General features: G+C 67.3%; 14 protein-coding genes and 1 pseudogene. 10 read left to right on the top strand and 5 right to left on the bottom strand.

Going from position 1 to position 13,124, the window contains the following annotated elements; translation table 11 throughout:
• The 3 genes and pseudogenes from GOARA_RS18660 to GOARA_RS19115 form a co-directional block, all read right to left on the bottom strand.
• Nucleotides 1–431 (bottom strand): annotated as a pseudogene (locus tag GOARA_RS18660) (hypothetical protein); the annotation flags it as partial.
• Nucleotides 432–591: 160 nt separating this feature from the next.
• Nucleotides 592–1,593, bottom strand: coding sequence for a C40 family peptidase (locus tag GOARA_RS18655; RefSeq protein ID WP_007323992.1), 1,002 nt, complete (start codon nt 1,591–1,593; stop codon nt 592–594).
• A complete protein-coding gene (locus GOARA_RS19115) occupies nt 1,586–1,921 on the bottom strand; it encodes a hypothetical protein (protein WP_007323991.1) in 336 nt (111 codons plus the stop codon). Before GOARA_RS19115 ends, GOARA_RS18655 begins: the two co-directional genes overlap by 8 nt.
• 161 nt (nt 1,922–2,082) lie before the next feature.
• On the opposite strand from GOARA_RS19115, the gene GOARA_RS18645 reads away from it, so the two are divergent.
• The gene (locus GOARA_RS18645; protein ID WP_170265441.1) at nt 2,083–3,618 is read left to right on the top strand and encodes a hypothetical protein; all 1,536 of its coding nucleotides are present in this window, start codon (nt 2,083–2,085) and stop codon (nt 3,616–3,618) included.
• 285 nt (nt 3,619–3,903) lie between these two features.
• On the opposite strand, the gene eccA is transcribed toward GOARA_RS18645, so the two are convergent.
• Complete coding sequence (eccA, locus tag GOARA_RS18640; protein ID WP_007323989.1) at nt 3,904–5,673, bottom strand: type VII secretion AAA-ATPase EccA; 1,770 nt, start codon at nt 5,671–5,673, stop codon at nt 3,904–3,906.
• A gap of 144 nt (nt 5,674–5,817) precedes the next feature.
• Here eccA and GOARA_RS18635 point away from each other — a divergent pair, with 144 nt between their 5' ends.
• The 9 genes from GOARA_RS18635 (at nt 5,818) to GOARA_RS18595 (ending at nt 11,281) form a co-directional block, all read left to right on the top strand.
• Nucleotides 5,818–6,132 carry a hypothetical protein gene (locus GOARA_RS18635; RefSeq protein WP_007323988.1) on the top strand — a complete coding sequence of 105 codons (315 nt, stop codon included), beginning with the start codon at nt 5,818–5,820 and terminating at the stop codon, nt 6,130–6,132.
• Nucleotides 6,129–6,497 (top strand): YbaB/EbfC family nucleoid-associated protein, encoded by a 369-nt coding sequence (locus GOARA_RS18630; RefSeq protein WP_007323987.1) that lies wholly within the window; start codon nt 6,129–6,131, stop codon nt 6,495–6,497. The genes GOARA_RS18635 and GOARA_RS18630 overlap by 4 nt, the downstream gene beginning before the upstream one ends.
• Nucleotides 6,498–6,582: 85 nt before the next feature.
• The gene (locus GOARA_RS18625; protein ID WP_007323986.1) at nt 6,583–6,903 is read left to right on the top strand and encodes a type VII secretion target; all 321 of its coding nucleotides are present in this window, start codon (nt 6,583–6,585) and stop codon (nt 6,901–6,903) included.
• Nucleotides 6,904–6,910: 7 nt separating this feature from the next.
• On the top strand, nt 6,911–8,263 hold the full coding sequence (locus GOARA_RS18620) for a hypothetical protein (protein WP_007323985.1): 1,353 nt from the start codon (nt 6,911–6,913) through the stop codon (nt 8,261–8,263).
• Nucleotides 8,264–8,311: 48 nt separating this feature from the next.
• Complete coding sequence (locus GOARA_RS18615; RefSeq protein WP_007323984.1) at nt 8,312–8,617, top strand: PE family protein; 306 nt, start codon at nt 8,312–8,314, stop codon at nt 8,615–8,617.
• A gap of 23 nt (nt 8,618–8,640) precedes the next feature.
• Complete coding sequence (locus tag GOARA_RS18610) at nt 8,641–9,732, top strand: PPE domain-containing protein (RefSeq protein ID WP_007323983.1); 1,092 nt, start codon at nt 8,641–8,643, stop codon at nt 9,730–9,732.
• The gene (locus tag GOARA_RS18605; protein ID WP_007323982.1) at nt 9,732–10,544 is read left to right on the top strand and encodes an ESX secretion-associated protein EspG; all 813 of its coding nucleotides are present in this window, start codon (nt 9,732–9,734) and stop codon (nt 10,542–10,544) included. The genes GOARA_RS18610 and GOARA_RS18605 overlap by 1 nt, the downstream gene beginning before the upstream one ends.
• Before the next feature lie 73 nt (nt 10,545–10,617).
• Nucleotides 10,618–10,950: a WXG100 family type VII secretion target gene (locus GOARA_RS18600; RefSeq protein ID WP_007323981.1), complete on the top strand. Its 333-nt coding sequence runs from the start codon at nt 10,618–10,620 to the stop codon at nt 10,948–10,950.
• A 49-nt stretch (nt 10,951–10,999) separates the two neighbouring features.
• Nucleotides 11,000–11,281: a WXG100 family type VII secretion target gene (locus tag GOARA_RS18595; RefSeq protein WP_007323980.1), complete on the top strand. Its 282-nt coding sequence runs from the start codon at nt 11,000–11,002 to the stop codon at nt 11,279–11,281.
• A 124-nt stretch (nt 11,282–11,405) separates the two neighbouring features.
• Here GOARA_RS18595 and eccE read toward each other — a convergent pair whose 3' ends face one another.
• Nucleotides 11,406–13,100 (bottom strand): type VII secretion protein EccE, encoded by a 1,695-nt coding sequence (eccE, locus tag GOARA_RS18590; RefSeq protein WP_007323979.1) that lies wholly within the window; start codon nt 13,098–13,100, stop codon nt 11,406–11,408.
• Nucleotides 13,101–13,124 lie beyond the last annotated feature (24 nt).

Raw genomic sequence — 13,124 nt, 5'->3', positions numbered from 1 at the left:
GTGGGCCAGGTGACGGTGACGTTGTGCGGGTTGCCGACGGCGTCGGAGAGTCGTGCCGGAGTGCCTGAGGGAAGCCGCGTTGGGCGTTGGTTAGTTTCGGTGCGGTTCTTGGCCATCTCTTCGTAGGAGTGGGTCGTCACGTAGACGCCGATGCTGAACGCCGGATCGCCCTTGCGAAGTGTGCTGGTCCGGGTGTACCAACCGCAGATGCGCCACTTGGGGCGCGAGGTGGGCGTCCATGTTGTCGGGTCAACGCCCTCTTCTGTGAGGAGCTCCGGTGACAGCAGGCAGGGGTCCCAGCGCAGTTGGCCGGCCGAGTTGTTCGTCGTTGTGCTGGTGGCAGTTTCGTCGTTGTTTCGGTTCACCTGGCAAGCAGTCATGCTCAGGACGGCGACGAGCAGTGTCGCGAGCGTTGCCCCCATCTTCCGCATGCCGGGCAGCCTACCGCCCTCTGGTCGCCAGCGGAGTCGGCCCCTGGACCGCCAGCCCCACATCCCGGCGAGTATCGCTTGGTCCGCGCCGCCTGAACCTCAGCGGCCCAGCCGGCGAGAAAGTGGGCACGGTCGGCGGGAATGTGGGCACGGTCGGCGGTCAGGCCGTCGGGCGATACACGCCCTTGTAGCCCATGCCGATGTTGTCGGTCCGCATTGCCGAGATAGAGACAGGATCGCCGGCCTCGATGAGGGTGCCGTCGCCTAGGGCCATTGCTACGTGACCGTCCCAGACGACCAAATCGCCGGCCATCGCCTGCGACTCGGGGATACGGGTACCCGTCGTCTGCTCCTGTGCGAGCCGTGGAATCTCGACACCGGCCTGACGATAGGAATACTGCGTCAAGCCGCTGCAATCGAGCCCTTTGCCCGGCGTGGTGCCACCCCACACGTATGGCACGCCCCGCTGGGTGAGCGCCGTGCGAACCGCGGCGGCAGCCTTCTCGTTGGGTGCCGTCACGACCTTGCCGTTCGGCAGCGTCACCTGTACTCCGCCGGCCACCTCGTTCATCGCGGCGGTGTCGGCGGCGGGGTTCGCGGCTCCGCTGACGGCGTCCAACCGGTCCAGCGCAGCGCTGCGGGAACGAATGGACCGGTCGTCCTTCGCCTGCTCATCGGCGATGGCCTGAAGCTTCTTCGTCTCGCCGTCGACGTCGCTGCGCACCCGCTCGACGACCTTCACCGCCTGCGACAGATGCTCGTGCGCACAGCGCAGCAGCACCGGAAGCCCGGCCGGAGTCAGCAGCTCCGGACTGCCGGCATCGGCAACCGAGATGAACGAATCGACGATCTTGTCCAGATCGCGATAACCGTCTCGGATCACGGCCGACGCCACATCCGTGATCGTCGCGACCCGAGTGCCGCGGTCGGCCAGGTGGGCATGCTGAGTCCCGCTGTGCTGCAGCGCTTCCAGCGTGGCAGTAGCAGTTGTGCCCTGCCATTTCGTATCGAGGTCGCGAGTCTGCACCGCAAGCGACGACCGGACATCGGCCAGCACATTGCTGGTTTCGCGCAACTGGTCCGACGGCCCGCCGTCGGGAAGAACCCCGCTGCCCAACGATCCGAGGAGAGCTCGCAGGGGAGCGAGCAGCAGCTCAAACACGGCTTTCGGCCGGGGCCGGAGTCGCCGTCGCGAGGTTCAACGCCTGACTCGTCGTGTCGTCGGTGTTGGTGAACGAGGTACTCGCCTTGGTCATGGCCGTGCCCATCGCCATCAGGCCGGCCCCGGCCATGTCCACCTGATCGTTGTGGGTCGAGGTGACCAGTGACGCCGCCGCGAGAAAGTCGGATCCGATGAGTCCGAATACACCGACCATGGCCGCGGTGTCGAAGTGGCCGCGCGCCGCCTGCCCGCGCACCTCGGCGCCCAACTGTTCAATGGCCGCCCCGCTGCGGTCGAGAATCTGCGGATCGACATCAAGCTCGCTCATCTTGCCCCCGGCCTCTGATCGGCGCCGGCACACGGCCGACGTTGCTGCGGGTTACGTTAGCAACTCGACAAGCGATAGGCGCGTGACGGCCGATACGGCATGATGGTCGGCGAAGAGTCGGCGACGTTCGCCGTAACCACATCACGAGGGGGGACTCTGCTTTGCGTCGAGCAGCAATCACACTCGGAGCACTGGCGGCAGTCGTGTTCGTCGTCCTTGGCCTGTTCGGGACGGGAATTCTGACCGTCCCCACCGACGGCAGCGCGATGGCGCCGGCACCGAAGCGCGCGCAGGAACGACTCGATACCGCGACGACGTCGTTCACGGCCGCGCCGGGCGCGGTGTACTCGGGTCCGATGGGTAGCCATCCGGCGAATCTCGACGGGTTCGCCGTGACGGCGACGGGCGACGCGCGCGGTACGGTCGCGATCAAGGGCGTTCCAGCCGAGGTGCTGCATCTCGACGGCACCACCTATGTGAAGGCCAGCCGGGAATTTTGGTCGATGGCCGGAGGATCCGGCGGGCCCGATTCGCCGAAGCTGGACATCGATCGGCTCGCAAACAACTGGGCGGCCGTCGGCGACGGTCTGCTGGGATTCCGCATCGGCGACCTGATCCCGAAGAACCTCGGCCTGGCGATCCAAGACGGCGACCGGCGAATCCCAGGCGAACTCGGGGCGCCGTCGGGGCCGGCCAGTAATACGCCCGACGCGCGCGGGACGGTCACGGGTCTGCCGGTCAATATCGAGCAGCGCGAGAACAACATCGTCGAGGCGGGAACCATGGCGACCGCCATCGGGCCTAACGGCGGCATCATCGGCGTTCTCGGCCCCGTCGGCAGCCGCGGAGACTCCACGCCGGAGACCTCGCGCCTGAAGATCCGGGTGATGACCAACTCGGAGGTCCTCACGTTCTACTCGACCGTGCAGGGGCTCACCGACCCGCTCAAGCGGGTTCCCATGCCCGGCGTCGACGTGCCGAAGCCGACCGGCTCGCTGGTTCAATGCGGCCCCGGATGCCACTCGGTCACCTACAACTTCACCAACAGTGGCACCGGCGGTGCGGACCGTGCGACGGTCAGCGTCCAGCAGACCAGCAACTTCACCGTCGCGGGCGCGCCCGCCGGCAGCTGCCAGCGTTCGGTGTCGATGCCGCTCGGCGGGCGGGCGACCTCGACCTGCCTCTTCAGCTACTCGCCGCCGCGAGGGCGTTTCACCGTACGTGTCGAGAGCAACTTCAAAGTCTCCGCCCACGTCGAGAAGGACGTCCGGGTGATGATCGAGTCGCTCGACCGCAACAAGAAGATCGCGACCGGCCCCCGGCCCGGCCAGTGGTACCCCAAGCCCTACAAGGTCAACGCGCCCAACCGCGGCTACGACCGGCAGATCACCGGCAACACCTCGCCGTTCGCGTACATGGTCGGCGGATATCCGTTCGACGGGATCGAGCCCGACGGCACGCTGTTGATGACCGCCGGACCCGGCTACGACGCGCACGTGCGCGGCGACTCCTTCGATCCGGCGTGGCCGGGCACCACCCAGCTGGCGTCGAATGCCGAGGCGCAGCGCAAGGCCGCCGGCGAGGCTCCTGTGCGCTGGGTCTTCGCCGAGGCTAAAGCCGCCGGCGCGGCCCGCAAGCTGCTGGAGCAGAAGCGGATCGAGGGTATCGAGGTCGTGGTGATTCCGGCCGATCGGTGATTCGCTCGCGGTGGCATTGGACGTCGCGTTGGGTCTCGATACACCGGTCTCGGCTGCGCCTCGCCCGGCACTCGACCACCGATGTGATCGGTCGTGGGTTGGCATTTGCGGTTGCGCGTGGTCTCGATACACCGGCGTCGCAAGCTCCGCCGGCACTCGACCACCCACGTGGGGTTCTCGACCACCGACGTGGTTCCGGCACTCGACCACCCACGTGGGGTTCTCGACCACCGACGTGGTTCCGGGACTCGACCACCGAGAGGGCGCGACACCGAATGGGCGCGACTACCGGGAGCGCATGCCCAGGACGTTGTCCAGCGCAGCTAGGACATCGGGCATTTCGATGCGCATGAGCGCGTCCTCGTCGAGGGAGGTGACGTCGACGTCACCGGTACTGAGGCGGTGTTCGCGTTCTTCCTCGGCGGCTTCGACGACGTTACGGATGAAACGACCGTTACCTGCGATGTCGATGCCGCGCCTGGGCTCACCGGCCTGGTCGATCTCGGTGACCTCGTACAGCGGGGCGCAGCGCGCCTCGAGCGCGGCCACGGCCTCGGGAGAGAGGACCGAATCGCGTTTGCGGGCGATCACTTCGCCGATCTGCGCGAGCTCCGACGGCGAGTACGAATCGAACCGGATGCGCTTGGTGAAGCGCGACGCCAGACCGTCGTTGGCGGCGAGGAACCGGTCGATCTCACCGTCGTACCCGGCGATGATCACCACCAGGCGATCGCGGTCGTTCTCCATGCGCGCCAGCAACGTGTCGACGGCTTCGCGGCCAAACGCGTCGCCGCCCGAGAGGCCCGTCTGGACGAGCGTGTACGCCTCGTCGATGAACAGCACGCCGTCGAGCGCCTGATCGATCAGCTTGCCGGTCTTGATGGCCGTCGAACCCAGGTGCTCGCCGACAAAGTCGCGCCGCGTCGCCTCGATCACGGTGTCGCTCTTGAGGATTCCCAGCGCGCAGTAGATCTTCGCGACAATCCGCGCGATCGTCGTCTTACCCGTACCGGGCGGGCCGGTGAACACCAAATGCTGGCTGCGCGCAGCGCTCGAGAGGCCCTTGTCGACGCGGACCTTGGCCAGCGTCGCCGCCGACTTCAGCTTGTCGACCTGCACTTTCACCGAATCCAGGCCGATCTGATCGGCAAGCTCGCGCTGGGCCTCCTCCAGTAGGGAACTGTTCGCCTCGGCGTCGGCCGGATCCTCCTTCGGCACCGACTTCGGGTCCCACCGATCGGTCCGCGAATCGATCGTCTCTTTGGACACGACGACGATCCGGAACTTCGGATCGGTCAGCGCCTTGGCGTTGTCGGAGAATCCGGGCTCGAGCGAATACACGGTTTCGAACACCGACCGAGCCTCGTCCTCCTTGCCCATCTCGCGCAGGCAAAGCCCACGCGTAAACATGGCGGCCGTACGGGCCGCGGGGATCGGTCCGGCCTCGGCGAGTTCGAGGCGCTTGATGGCCTCGCCGAACAACCCGAGCTGCGCGCACGCGGTGCCGACCATGACGTTCGCCGCCGCCGCCATGTGCTCGTCGGCCCAGTTCGCCGACCCGGCCAGCGCGGTCAGCACATCGGGCCACCGCTGCGTGCGGAAGTGCAGGTTGCCGCGCGCATAGTCGACGATCGGTGCCTTCTCCGACGGTTCGACCGCATCGAGTGCTTCTTCGGCCCCGTCATAGTCGCTCTCGCCCAGCATCACGCAGGCGTACGCCGCGGCCGCCTCGGCGGGGTCAGAGACCGGGTAGTCGATGTAGAGGCCGGTCGAGAAGCGGCCGGACAGCGTGCGCGGCGGCAGTCCGAGGCGTCGTTGCTCGACGAACAGGGAACGCCGGTGCTTGTAGAGGTTGAAGAAGATGTCGGGACTCTTGTCGCCGGCCATGATGCGTCCGAGCCAGGCATCAGCCATCTCCGGTACCAACTCGGTCGCACGTTTGAATGCACGGCCGGCGTAGTCGTTGTCCTTCTCCGCCTCTTGTCCGTCGACCGGGATCCCGGAAGCGAGAACTCCGGCATCGAAAACGCGGCGTGCCTGCACGATGTCTGCCATCGGGTGGGAGTCCTTTGCGCGTCGCAGGTGTTCGGGATTTGGCCTGACGATACCGTGCGAGGTCCGACTGACTCGAACTGGCGTGGTCCGACCGGGTAGCCTGACCGGCGAAGTCGCCAACGGCGGATTTCGGAAGGGGACCGGATGACTACCGCTTCTTTGCGCAACGGCGCACTGAGCGTGCAGACCACCGAACAGGGCCTGCCGCTCGCGATCAAGGTCGACGACTCGCAATTGCAGCGCGACCCGTCGCTCCTGGCGAAGGATCTGCTCCGCTTGTGTCAGCAGGCCGCAGTACGTGCCGGACTTGAGCGACGCCGCGCGCTGGAGGAGGCCGGCGTCCCCTCGGAGATCGTCGCGCAACTCGGCTTGCCCACCGCCGACCAGGCGGCTCGCCAGGAGATCCGCGACGAGTGGGAAGACGAGCACGAGACGACGACCTGGATGAGGTCGGTATGAGCTGGGCGATGGACGAGCTGGAGGCTCGTGCACGACGACAGCTCGACAGCCTCGACACGGTCAACGAGCGGCTCGCCGCGATCGTCGAAACGGAAACGTCGCCCGACGGAGAGGTCACGGCGACGGTCGACGGTGTCGGCGCGCTCGTCGACCTGAAACTGTCCGAGCGTGTGTCGAAGCTGTCCGGATCGGATTTCGCATCACTCGTCGTGTCGACGGCCCATGCGGCCTGCCACCGTGCGTTCGCCCGACGGGCCAAGATTCTCGAAGAGTTCAACACCGAGTTCACCGACCTCGTTTCGCCTGGTGAATACGCCGAGAACGCCGGATCGGACGACGAAGGCGACACGAACTCAGTCAAGTGACTGACGCTACTCGGCAACCCTGAGAGAGATGCGCTACAGTTTCCGGCATTGCCAGTTGAATTCGTGACCACACCGGGGGAACCACATGACAGCGAATCTGACCGCCGTACCCGAAGCGATCACGGCGTTCGGCGAGGTCGAGGCACTGGTCTCAAGTCAGCTCATCACGGCCGGCGCGGTCAACATCGCCGCAGTCACCGCCATGATGACGCCGGTGTTCGGCCTGCTCGGCGCCGAGCACCTCGCCGCGACGATCATGGCGATGACGACCAACACCTTCGAGGTGGGCCAGCTCGCCGCCGTCCACGCCGGCCACGCCGTAGCGGCATTCGGCTCCGCCGCCAACTACACGGCGGCCGACGCTCATCATGCGAGCGAAGTCCTCAACATCGGGAAGCTGATCTAGGCCCACGATGAGTGGTGGTACGCCGGCCGTCGCCGGCCCATTTCCCATCGCCGACGGGTTGATTCCCGCGCCGATCGACTTGACGCCGCTTCAGGCGGCCGAGAAGGCTGGCCTCACGGCGATCCTGAACACCCCCGCGTCGGAGTTCCTGGCCAAGTCCGGGTTTCCGCCGTTGCCCGAGGTGCCGCCGCTTCCTCCGTTGCCCGGACTGCCGCCGCTTCCGGCGATCAATCTCGAGCAACTGTTCAAGCCGCTGACCGACCTGGCAGCTTCTTTCGGATCGGGGAACCTCGGTGCGGAGGGCTTCGACCCGACGACGTTGTTCACCACGCTCAGCGAGGTGCTCAAGTCGGGAGTCGGCATGTCGACGTCGGCGCTGAAGTCGCTCGACTCGGTGTGGCAGGGCGCGGCGGGTGCGGCATCGGCGGCAAAGTCGACGACCGCGGCTGCCGAGGGCACGGCCGTCGCAACCAAAGCGGCGAACATCGTCACCAACACTCAGGGCGGTGCCGTGACGGTCGGCACGGGCAACGCGTCGATGCAGGCGGTGATCAGCAAGTTCATTGCCACGGCTAACGTCGCGCTGGGCATGATCTGGACTCCGGTCGGCCAGACCCTCCTCCTCACCGCTGCGGCTCTTGCCCTGTCGGAGGGGATGGCGGTGGTCACCGGCACCAAGGCCACGCTGACGCCGCAGACCGCCGCGCAGCAGGCCAACGCCGCGCAGATGGCGATCACCAACGCGCCCAAGTCCGTCTCCCCGTTCTCCGTCGCGTCGTCGGTACTCGAAGGTGTGACCAGCCCGATCTCCACGCTCGCGTCGACCGGTTCCAGCATGCTCGGATCGCTCACCAAGCAGAATGCGAACGCGAACAAGACGCTGGCGAAGAACACCGGCAAAAGCGACAAGTCCAAAGCCGACGCCAAGAAAGCCGCGGCCGCGGCAGCTGCGGCAGCAGCCAAGAAGGGCGGCGGCGGAAAAGGCGGCGGTGGTGGAGGCAAGGGCGGCGGTGGCGGAGTTCCCGCGACGCCGCTGCAGCCGCGTCCGGGCGTCGCGAGCGTCACACCGAGCGGCGAGGCCGCGCACGCGAACACCACGACCGCCCGGAGCACCACCACCGCGGCCATGGGCGGCCCGGGCATGATGCCGATGGGCATGGGCGGTGCCGGCGCTGCCGCTGCCGCCGGACGAGCGGGTGCCGGCGACGACGGCTACGGCTCGCCGGACTTCCTGGTCACGTCCGACCACGGCAGCGCCGTTGTCGGCGACATGCCCAACGTGACACCGGCGGTGATCGGCGGCGAGCACGATCAGAACGAACCCGGAGACGAATCTCCCGACGTGGAGCTTCGCCTCTAACCGATGAAGACCTAGCAGTACCCACATCAAACCGGGAGGAACAAGGATATGAGCGCAGACAAACTGGCGGTGGACCCGCAGGAGCTACAGGCAGCGGCCCATCGTCTCGATCAGCTCGCCGCGCGCCTCCACGGTGCGCTGGAGACCGCTGAACACCAGACCAAGGTTGCGTCCGCCGGTCAGGACGAGGTTTCTGTGCGGGCCGCCCAGACCTTCAACACCGTCGCGACCTCGGTCGACACCGACACCGGTGCCGCGGTCCTCGAGCTGCGCAAGATCGCGGCTGTCCTGCGTTCGCAGGCCAAGACGTACGGCAACACCGAAGACGCGAACACCCAGGCGTTCCTCGCCTAAGAGCAGAAAGGTTCCCAACGGGTATGGCAGGCTCAGGATCGTCGAACGCCGGGTTCACCGGTGTCGTCTGGGAGAGCCGTCCCACCGAGAAGCTGGCGACGGATCTCGTCAGCGGCGCCGGTCCGGCTCCGCTGGCCGAAGCCGGGCTGGCCTGGGCGAATCTCGCCGAGGAGGTGGCGGCGATCGGTGTGGAGTACGCGAAGGTCCTCGCCAACCTCGGTGTCCATTGGGAGTCTTTGACGTTCAACCACGCGTTCGAGAAGCTGATGCAGCTGGCGCCGTGGTTCGCCGACACAGCCGCCAAGCTCACCGATACCGCTGTGAAGGCGGAGACGCAGGCGGCGGCCAACACGGTCGCGCTCGCGACGATGCCAAGTCTGCCCGAAGTCGCCATCACCGAAGAGATGGCCGCGCTGCTCGCGCAGGCCGGTGTGATGCTCGGCGCGCCGATGGTCGCTTCAGGTACCGCCAACGACAAGGTCAAACACGAGATGGCGCAGCGGGCGGCGCGCGTGATGCAGTCCTACGAGCAGGCGACCCAGCCGGTCGCCGCCGCGTGGAGCATCGGTAAACCCCCGCAGATCGTCTCTGCCGATGCGCTCAACGCCGAACGGGCGGCTGCGGCCGCGAAGCGCACCAAGGCGACGGAGGCGACGAAGGTCGGGTCGCTGGGCAGTGCTGCCGCTATGGGGGGCATGGGCGGGATCGGGGCGATGCCGCGCGAGAAGTCGAAGTACGCGGCAACCTCGTTGGCCTCGGTCGAAGCTGCCCCCGTCCTCGCGCCGCCGATCAGCACGGACACCAACCGCAGCGGAATGGTTCCGATGGCGCCGATGGGCGCGGCCGGGGCCGCCGCGGCAGCAGGCAACCGGTCCGACACCGTCGCCCGGAGCACCGCCACCCCGTCGAAAGCCGCGGCGACCGACGACAATTCATCGGTGCGTCTGCCCGCCGGCTGGTTGTCCTCCGACGACAACGACGGTCCGACGTCGTGGACCCAGGTCGCCGAGCGGATGGACGAGGCCGACCGCGCGCCGATTCCCGGCGAGGGTGTGCTGAATCTCGGCCCGGCCTCGCCACCCGTCCTCGGTGCGCCCGAAGGCGGTGACCGGTGATGTGGGACACCGCGGCTCCGACCGTCCTCGAGTTCAGTCTCGACGAGCTCGACGCGCTCACCGACGCCTTCGACGTCCAGTCGTGGCCGGTGATCCTTGGGCTGCGGGTGCGCCAGGCGACCGTCGATGAACGACGCGCCGCGGTCGAGGCCGGTGCTGATGCCTTGCGGGGACGGGGACTGCTCGACGATGGTGAGTTCGCCGACGAGGTCATCCTCGCAGTGCGGACCCTGTGCCACGAGGACGCGCAGATCTCGGTGCGGTTCACCGACGGCCCGGACGCGCCGCTGCGCCGAGTCGCGCTGTGCCGCAGCGGAACCCGGCACGTGCTGGCCATGCGACGCGGTGACCGACTCTTGATCCAGTCCGTTGATGTGCAGACCGCCGACGACGCCGCGACCCGGATCGCCGACCTGCTCGGCGATGAAGATCCCGTCGGCGTGACCGGCGTCAGCGTGCCGACCGACGAGTTGGTCTCGCGACTGAACGACTGCACCAGCGCCAACGACTACGCTCAGGCACTGCACGCCGTCGGCGCGACCGAAAGCGATGCGACTTCTGCCGCTCTGGCCTTGGCCGAATGCAGCAGGCACGTCGAGATCGTCGCGTATGAAACAGTGGCGGGGAGCACCGCCCAGTCTTCTGGGGCCATGGCCGTCTACTCGACCCCGCGGGGTCGCATGGTGGCGAGTCCCAGCAAGTCCCCGGATGGTCGGTTGTGGACCACCATCTCGCCGGGTTCGGGTCATCGCATCAGGCAGGCAGTCGTCAGCCTGATCGAGACCCTTCCGTCGACGAGGTGGATGCCGTGACCTATCTGCGGGGGGTGCCGGTACCTCGAAGGGGGCCGGAAAGTGAGTCAGGTACCGACACAAGGAGTTCTACATGACTGTAGGAAACAGCAACGCATTCGAGCTCGACCTGGATGCGGGCTTTAAGCACACCAACACCGTCGACGAGATCGTCGCCTCGATGCGTCAGACGCTGTCGACGATCAGCAACGAGGTCGACGGCGCCCGCGCCACCTGGCAGGGTGGCGCGTTCGCCGCGTTCAACAACACCGCGAACGAGTGGGACGCCGAGGCTCAGCGCCTCAACCGCTCCCTCGACACGCTGCGCGAGACGCTGTCGAACACCGTGTTCAAGGGATCGGCAACCGCCGACGAGGACATCGCCTCGGCCTTCAAGGGCATCCAGGCCGGCGGCCTGAACCTCTGATCCCGGTTCAACCGAAACCACTTCCAACTACAGCAAGGGAACCAAGAACATGATGAAGTACGACTTCAACGACATCTGGCGTCTCGCCGACGCGCTTCGCGCCAACGGCAAGGCCCTCGTCGACCAGACCGAGGTTCTGGAGAGCGCCGTCAGCGAGCTGCGCGGCACCTTCACCGGTGGCGCCGCCGCTGCGTACGACGACGCGATGAACAAGTGGAAGACCGAGCTGTCCGACACCCAGGACATCCTCAACAAGATCGCCAACCAGGTCGAGGAAGGTGCTCGTCAGATGAAGATCACCGACGACACCAACGCTGCCAGCCTGGCCTGATCGTCGTATAGATCAACCGCGAAGCCGGTGTGGATGCCCGTTTGGGGCGCCCACACCGGCTTTGTTGTGCGCTGCGAGCCGGGTGTGGACGGAGTTCGAACGCCTCCCAGGCAGGCGCGAGGCGCTAGTGCACCGGTACGGGAGTGCCGACCTGTGCGCCGAGGTAGCGCAGTTCGTCGGGCGTGGCGACCATCATCACGTCCGTGCTCGTGCCGCCGTGCGCGACGGTGACCAGCGGGTTGGGGCCCGTGTTCTGCCGGAGGGTGATGTCGGCGCCGGGCTGAGAGTCCGCGCCCGAGACCGTGAAGTAGGTCCCGCCCGCCGTGCGCGATGCGAGGGGGACGCCGTCGAAGACGGTGACCGAATATTCTTGCCGCTGGCCGGCGACTTGGGATCCGGCGGCCGCCCCGGCAACGGTGAGTACGTGCGGGTTGCCGACCGCTTGCGCCATGCGGGCCCACTCGGCAGGCCGTTCGGTGTTGACGAGTACGCGGGCACCGAGCGCGATCGCGCGCAGGATGACCTGCTGCGCCAGACGCAAGGGGCCGACGATGTCGACGTGGCGGACGGCGGGGCCGGCGAGCGGCAACGCGACGGCACGCCCCTGAGCGTCGGCGCCGATCAACTGACCGCATCCCGACATCGGCAGGTCGACCCCGGCGAGGTAACCGGGTTCGGCGAAGTACTCGAATTGGCGGCGGTCGTGGAACGTGTCGGCGACCGGCAACGTCGCCCGCAAGGCGGTGCGCTGCAAGCCGGTCAACGGCTGTGAGCCGGGAAGCGAGACGGCCGGCTCCGACGGTCGCATCGTGAATCGGGCGATAGCGCTGACGGCCGTGTCACCCTCGTCGGCCGGGCGCAGGTGCAGCGCGAGGACCGTGCTCAACGATCGCTGGGCCCAGACCGCCATCAGTCCGCCGGTAGTGATGGAGTCGGCGTCGAGCGAGACCGATTCCGAGCGGAGCGGACCGACCACAGCGTGGTTGAGCTCTTCCTCGATCGCATTCGGGTCGTACCCCTCGGTGAGCTGCCAGGTCGCTTCGGTGATCTCGGCTGCGGTGAGGATCGTCGCGGGATGACCCTGGGAAGCAAGGTGATTCGCGATCCGGCGCGTGGCGACCATCGCCGCTTTGAGGGTGCCGGTGGCACCGCCGCCGCGGCGGCTGATCGCTTCCGTGGACGCTAGCGGGTCGAGGCGAAGCACCACCCAGACCGTGCGGAACGCCGCTGCGGGGAGCGGCCCGAGGATGCCGTCGTAGATCCGGGCGATCTGGCCGTCGCCGTACGCGCGGGAGCCGCGGCTGATGATGTCGATCGATTCCAGCTCCAGATCGAACTGCTCCAGACAACCCGCGACGACCTCAACCGGGATGACGTCGGAGGAGAATGTCGCACCGGGGACGAAGCGGGTCACCGAGATCGGTGCGGGGTCGATGCGCAACACCGTGATCAATCGATCGCCGTCCCAACGCATCCCGCAGGTGTTGACCCGCGACATCGGGACGTCGAACGGCGTGCCGATCGGCGGCGACACCTGTCGCCGCCGTACCGCGAAGACCAATCGCTGCCACAGGCGCTGGACCAACGAGACACCGCCGCGTCGCACCAGGAGTGGCAGGCCGATCACCAGGCCGATGATCAGGCCGGCCCACCAGTCCAGCGACGTCAGCGCGACGAGGAGCGACGCGCACGTGATCACGATCAGTTCCACGATGACGAGCGCCGGCATCGGAAGGATGCGGGTGATCGCGGCCTGGGTCGAACGGCGGAGGGCGGTGGGCCTGCCGGTGAATGACTCGTTCGGCTGCGTGCTGTGCACGTCTCGATTCCCCCTGGGTCGTTG

Origin of the sequence: Gordonia araii NBRC 100433 (assembly GCF_000241265.1) — a bacterium.
GTDB classification, from domain to species: domain Bacteria; phylum Actinomycetota; class Actinomycetes; order Mycobacteriales; family Mycobacteriaceae; genus Gordonia; species Gordonia araii.
The sequence above is the reverse complement of the archived record's forward strand: the minus strand, read 5'-3'. Positions and strand labels throughout refer to the sequence as shown.

Bases quoted from the DNA above. Each gene is read 5' to 3' on its own strand.
- GOARA_RS18605 (WP_007323982.1), top strand. From the start codon at position 9,732: ATGTGGGACACCGCGGCTCCGACCGTCCTCGAGTTCAGTCTCGACGAG.
- GOARA_RS18595 (WP_007323980.1), top strand. From the start codon at position 11,000: ATGATGAAGTACGACTTCAACGACATCTGGCGTCTCGCCGACGCGCTT.
- GOARA_RS18625 (WP_007323986.1), top strand. From the start codon at position 6,583: ATGACAGCGAATCTGACCGCCGTACCCGAAGCGATCACGGCGTTCGGC.
- GOARA_RS18635 (WP_007323988.1), top strand. From the start codon at position 5,818: ATGACTACCGCTTCTTTGCGCAACGGCGCACTGAGCGTGCAGACCACC.
- GOARA_RS19115 (WP_007323991.1), bottom strand. From the start codon at position 1,921: ATGAGCGAGCTTGATGTCGATCCGCAGATTCTCGACCGCAGCGGGGCG.
- GOARA_RS18620 (WP_007323985.1), top strand. From the start codon at position 6,911: ATGAGTGGTGGTACGCCGGCCGTCGCCGGCCCATTTCCCATCGCCGAC.
- GOARA_RS18610 (WP_007323983.1), top strand. From the start codon at position 8,641: ATGGCAGGCTCAGGATCGTCGAACGCCGGGTTCACCGGTGTCGTCTGG.
- eccA (WP_007323989.1), bottom strand. From the start codon at position 5,673: ATGGCAGACATCGTGCAGGCACGCCGCGTTTTCGATGCCGGAGTTCTC.
- GOARA_RS18630 (WP_007323987.1), top strand. From the start codon at position 6,129: ATGAGCTGGGCGATGGACGAGCTGGAGGCTCGTGCACGACGACAGCTC.
- GOARA_RS18600 (WP_007323981.1), top strand. From the start codon at position 10,618: ATGACTGTAGGAAACAGCAACGCATTCGAGCTCGACCTGGATGCGGGC.
- GOARA_RS18615 (WP_007323984.1), top strand. From the start codon at position 8,312: ATGAGCGCAGACAAACTGGCGGTGGACCCGCAGGAGCTACAGGCAGCG.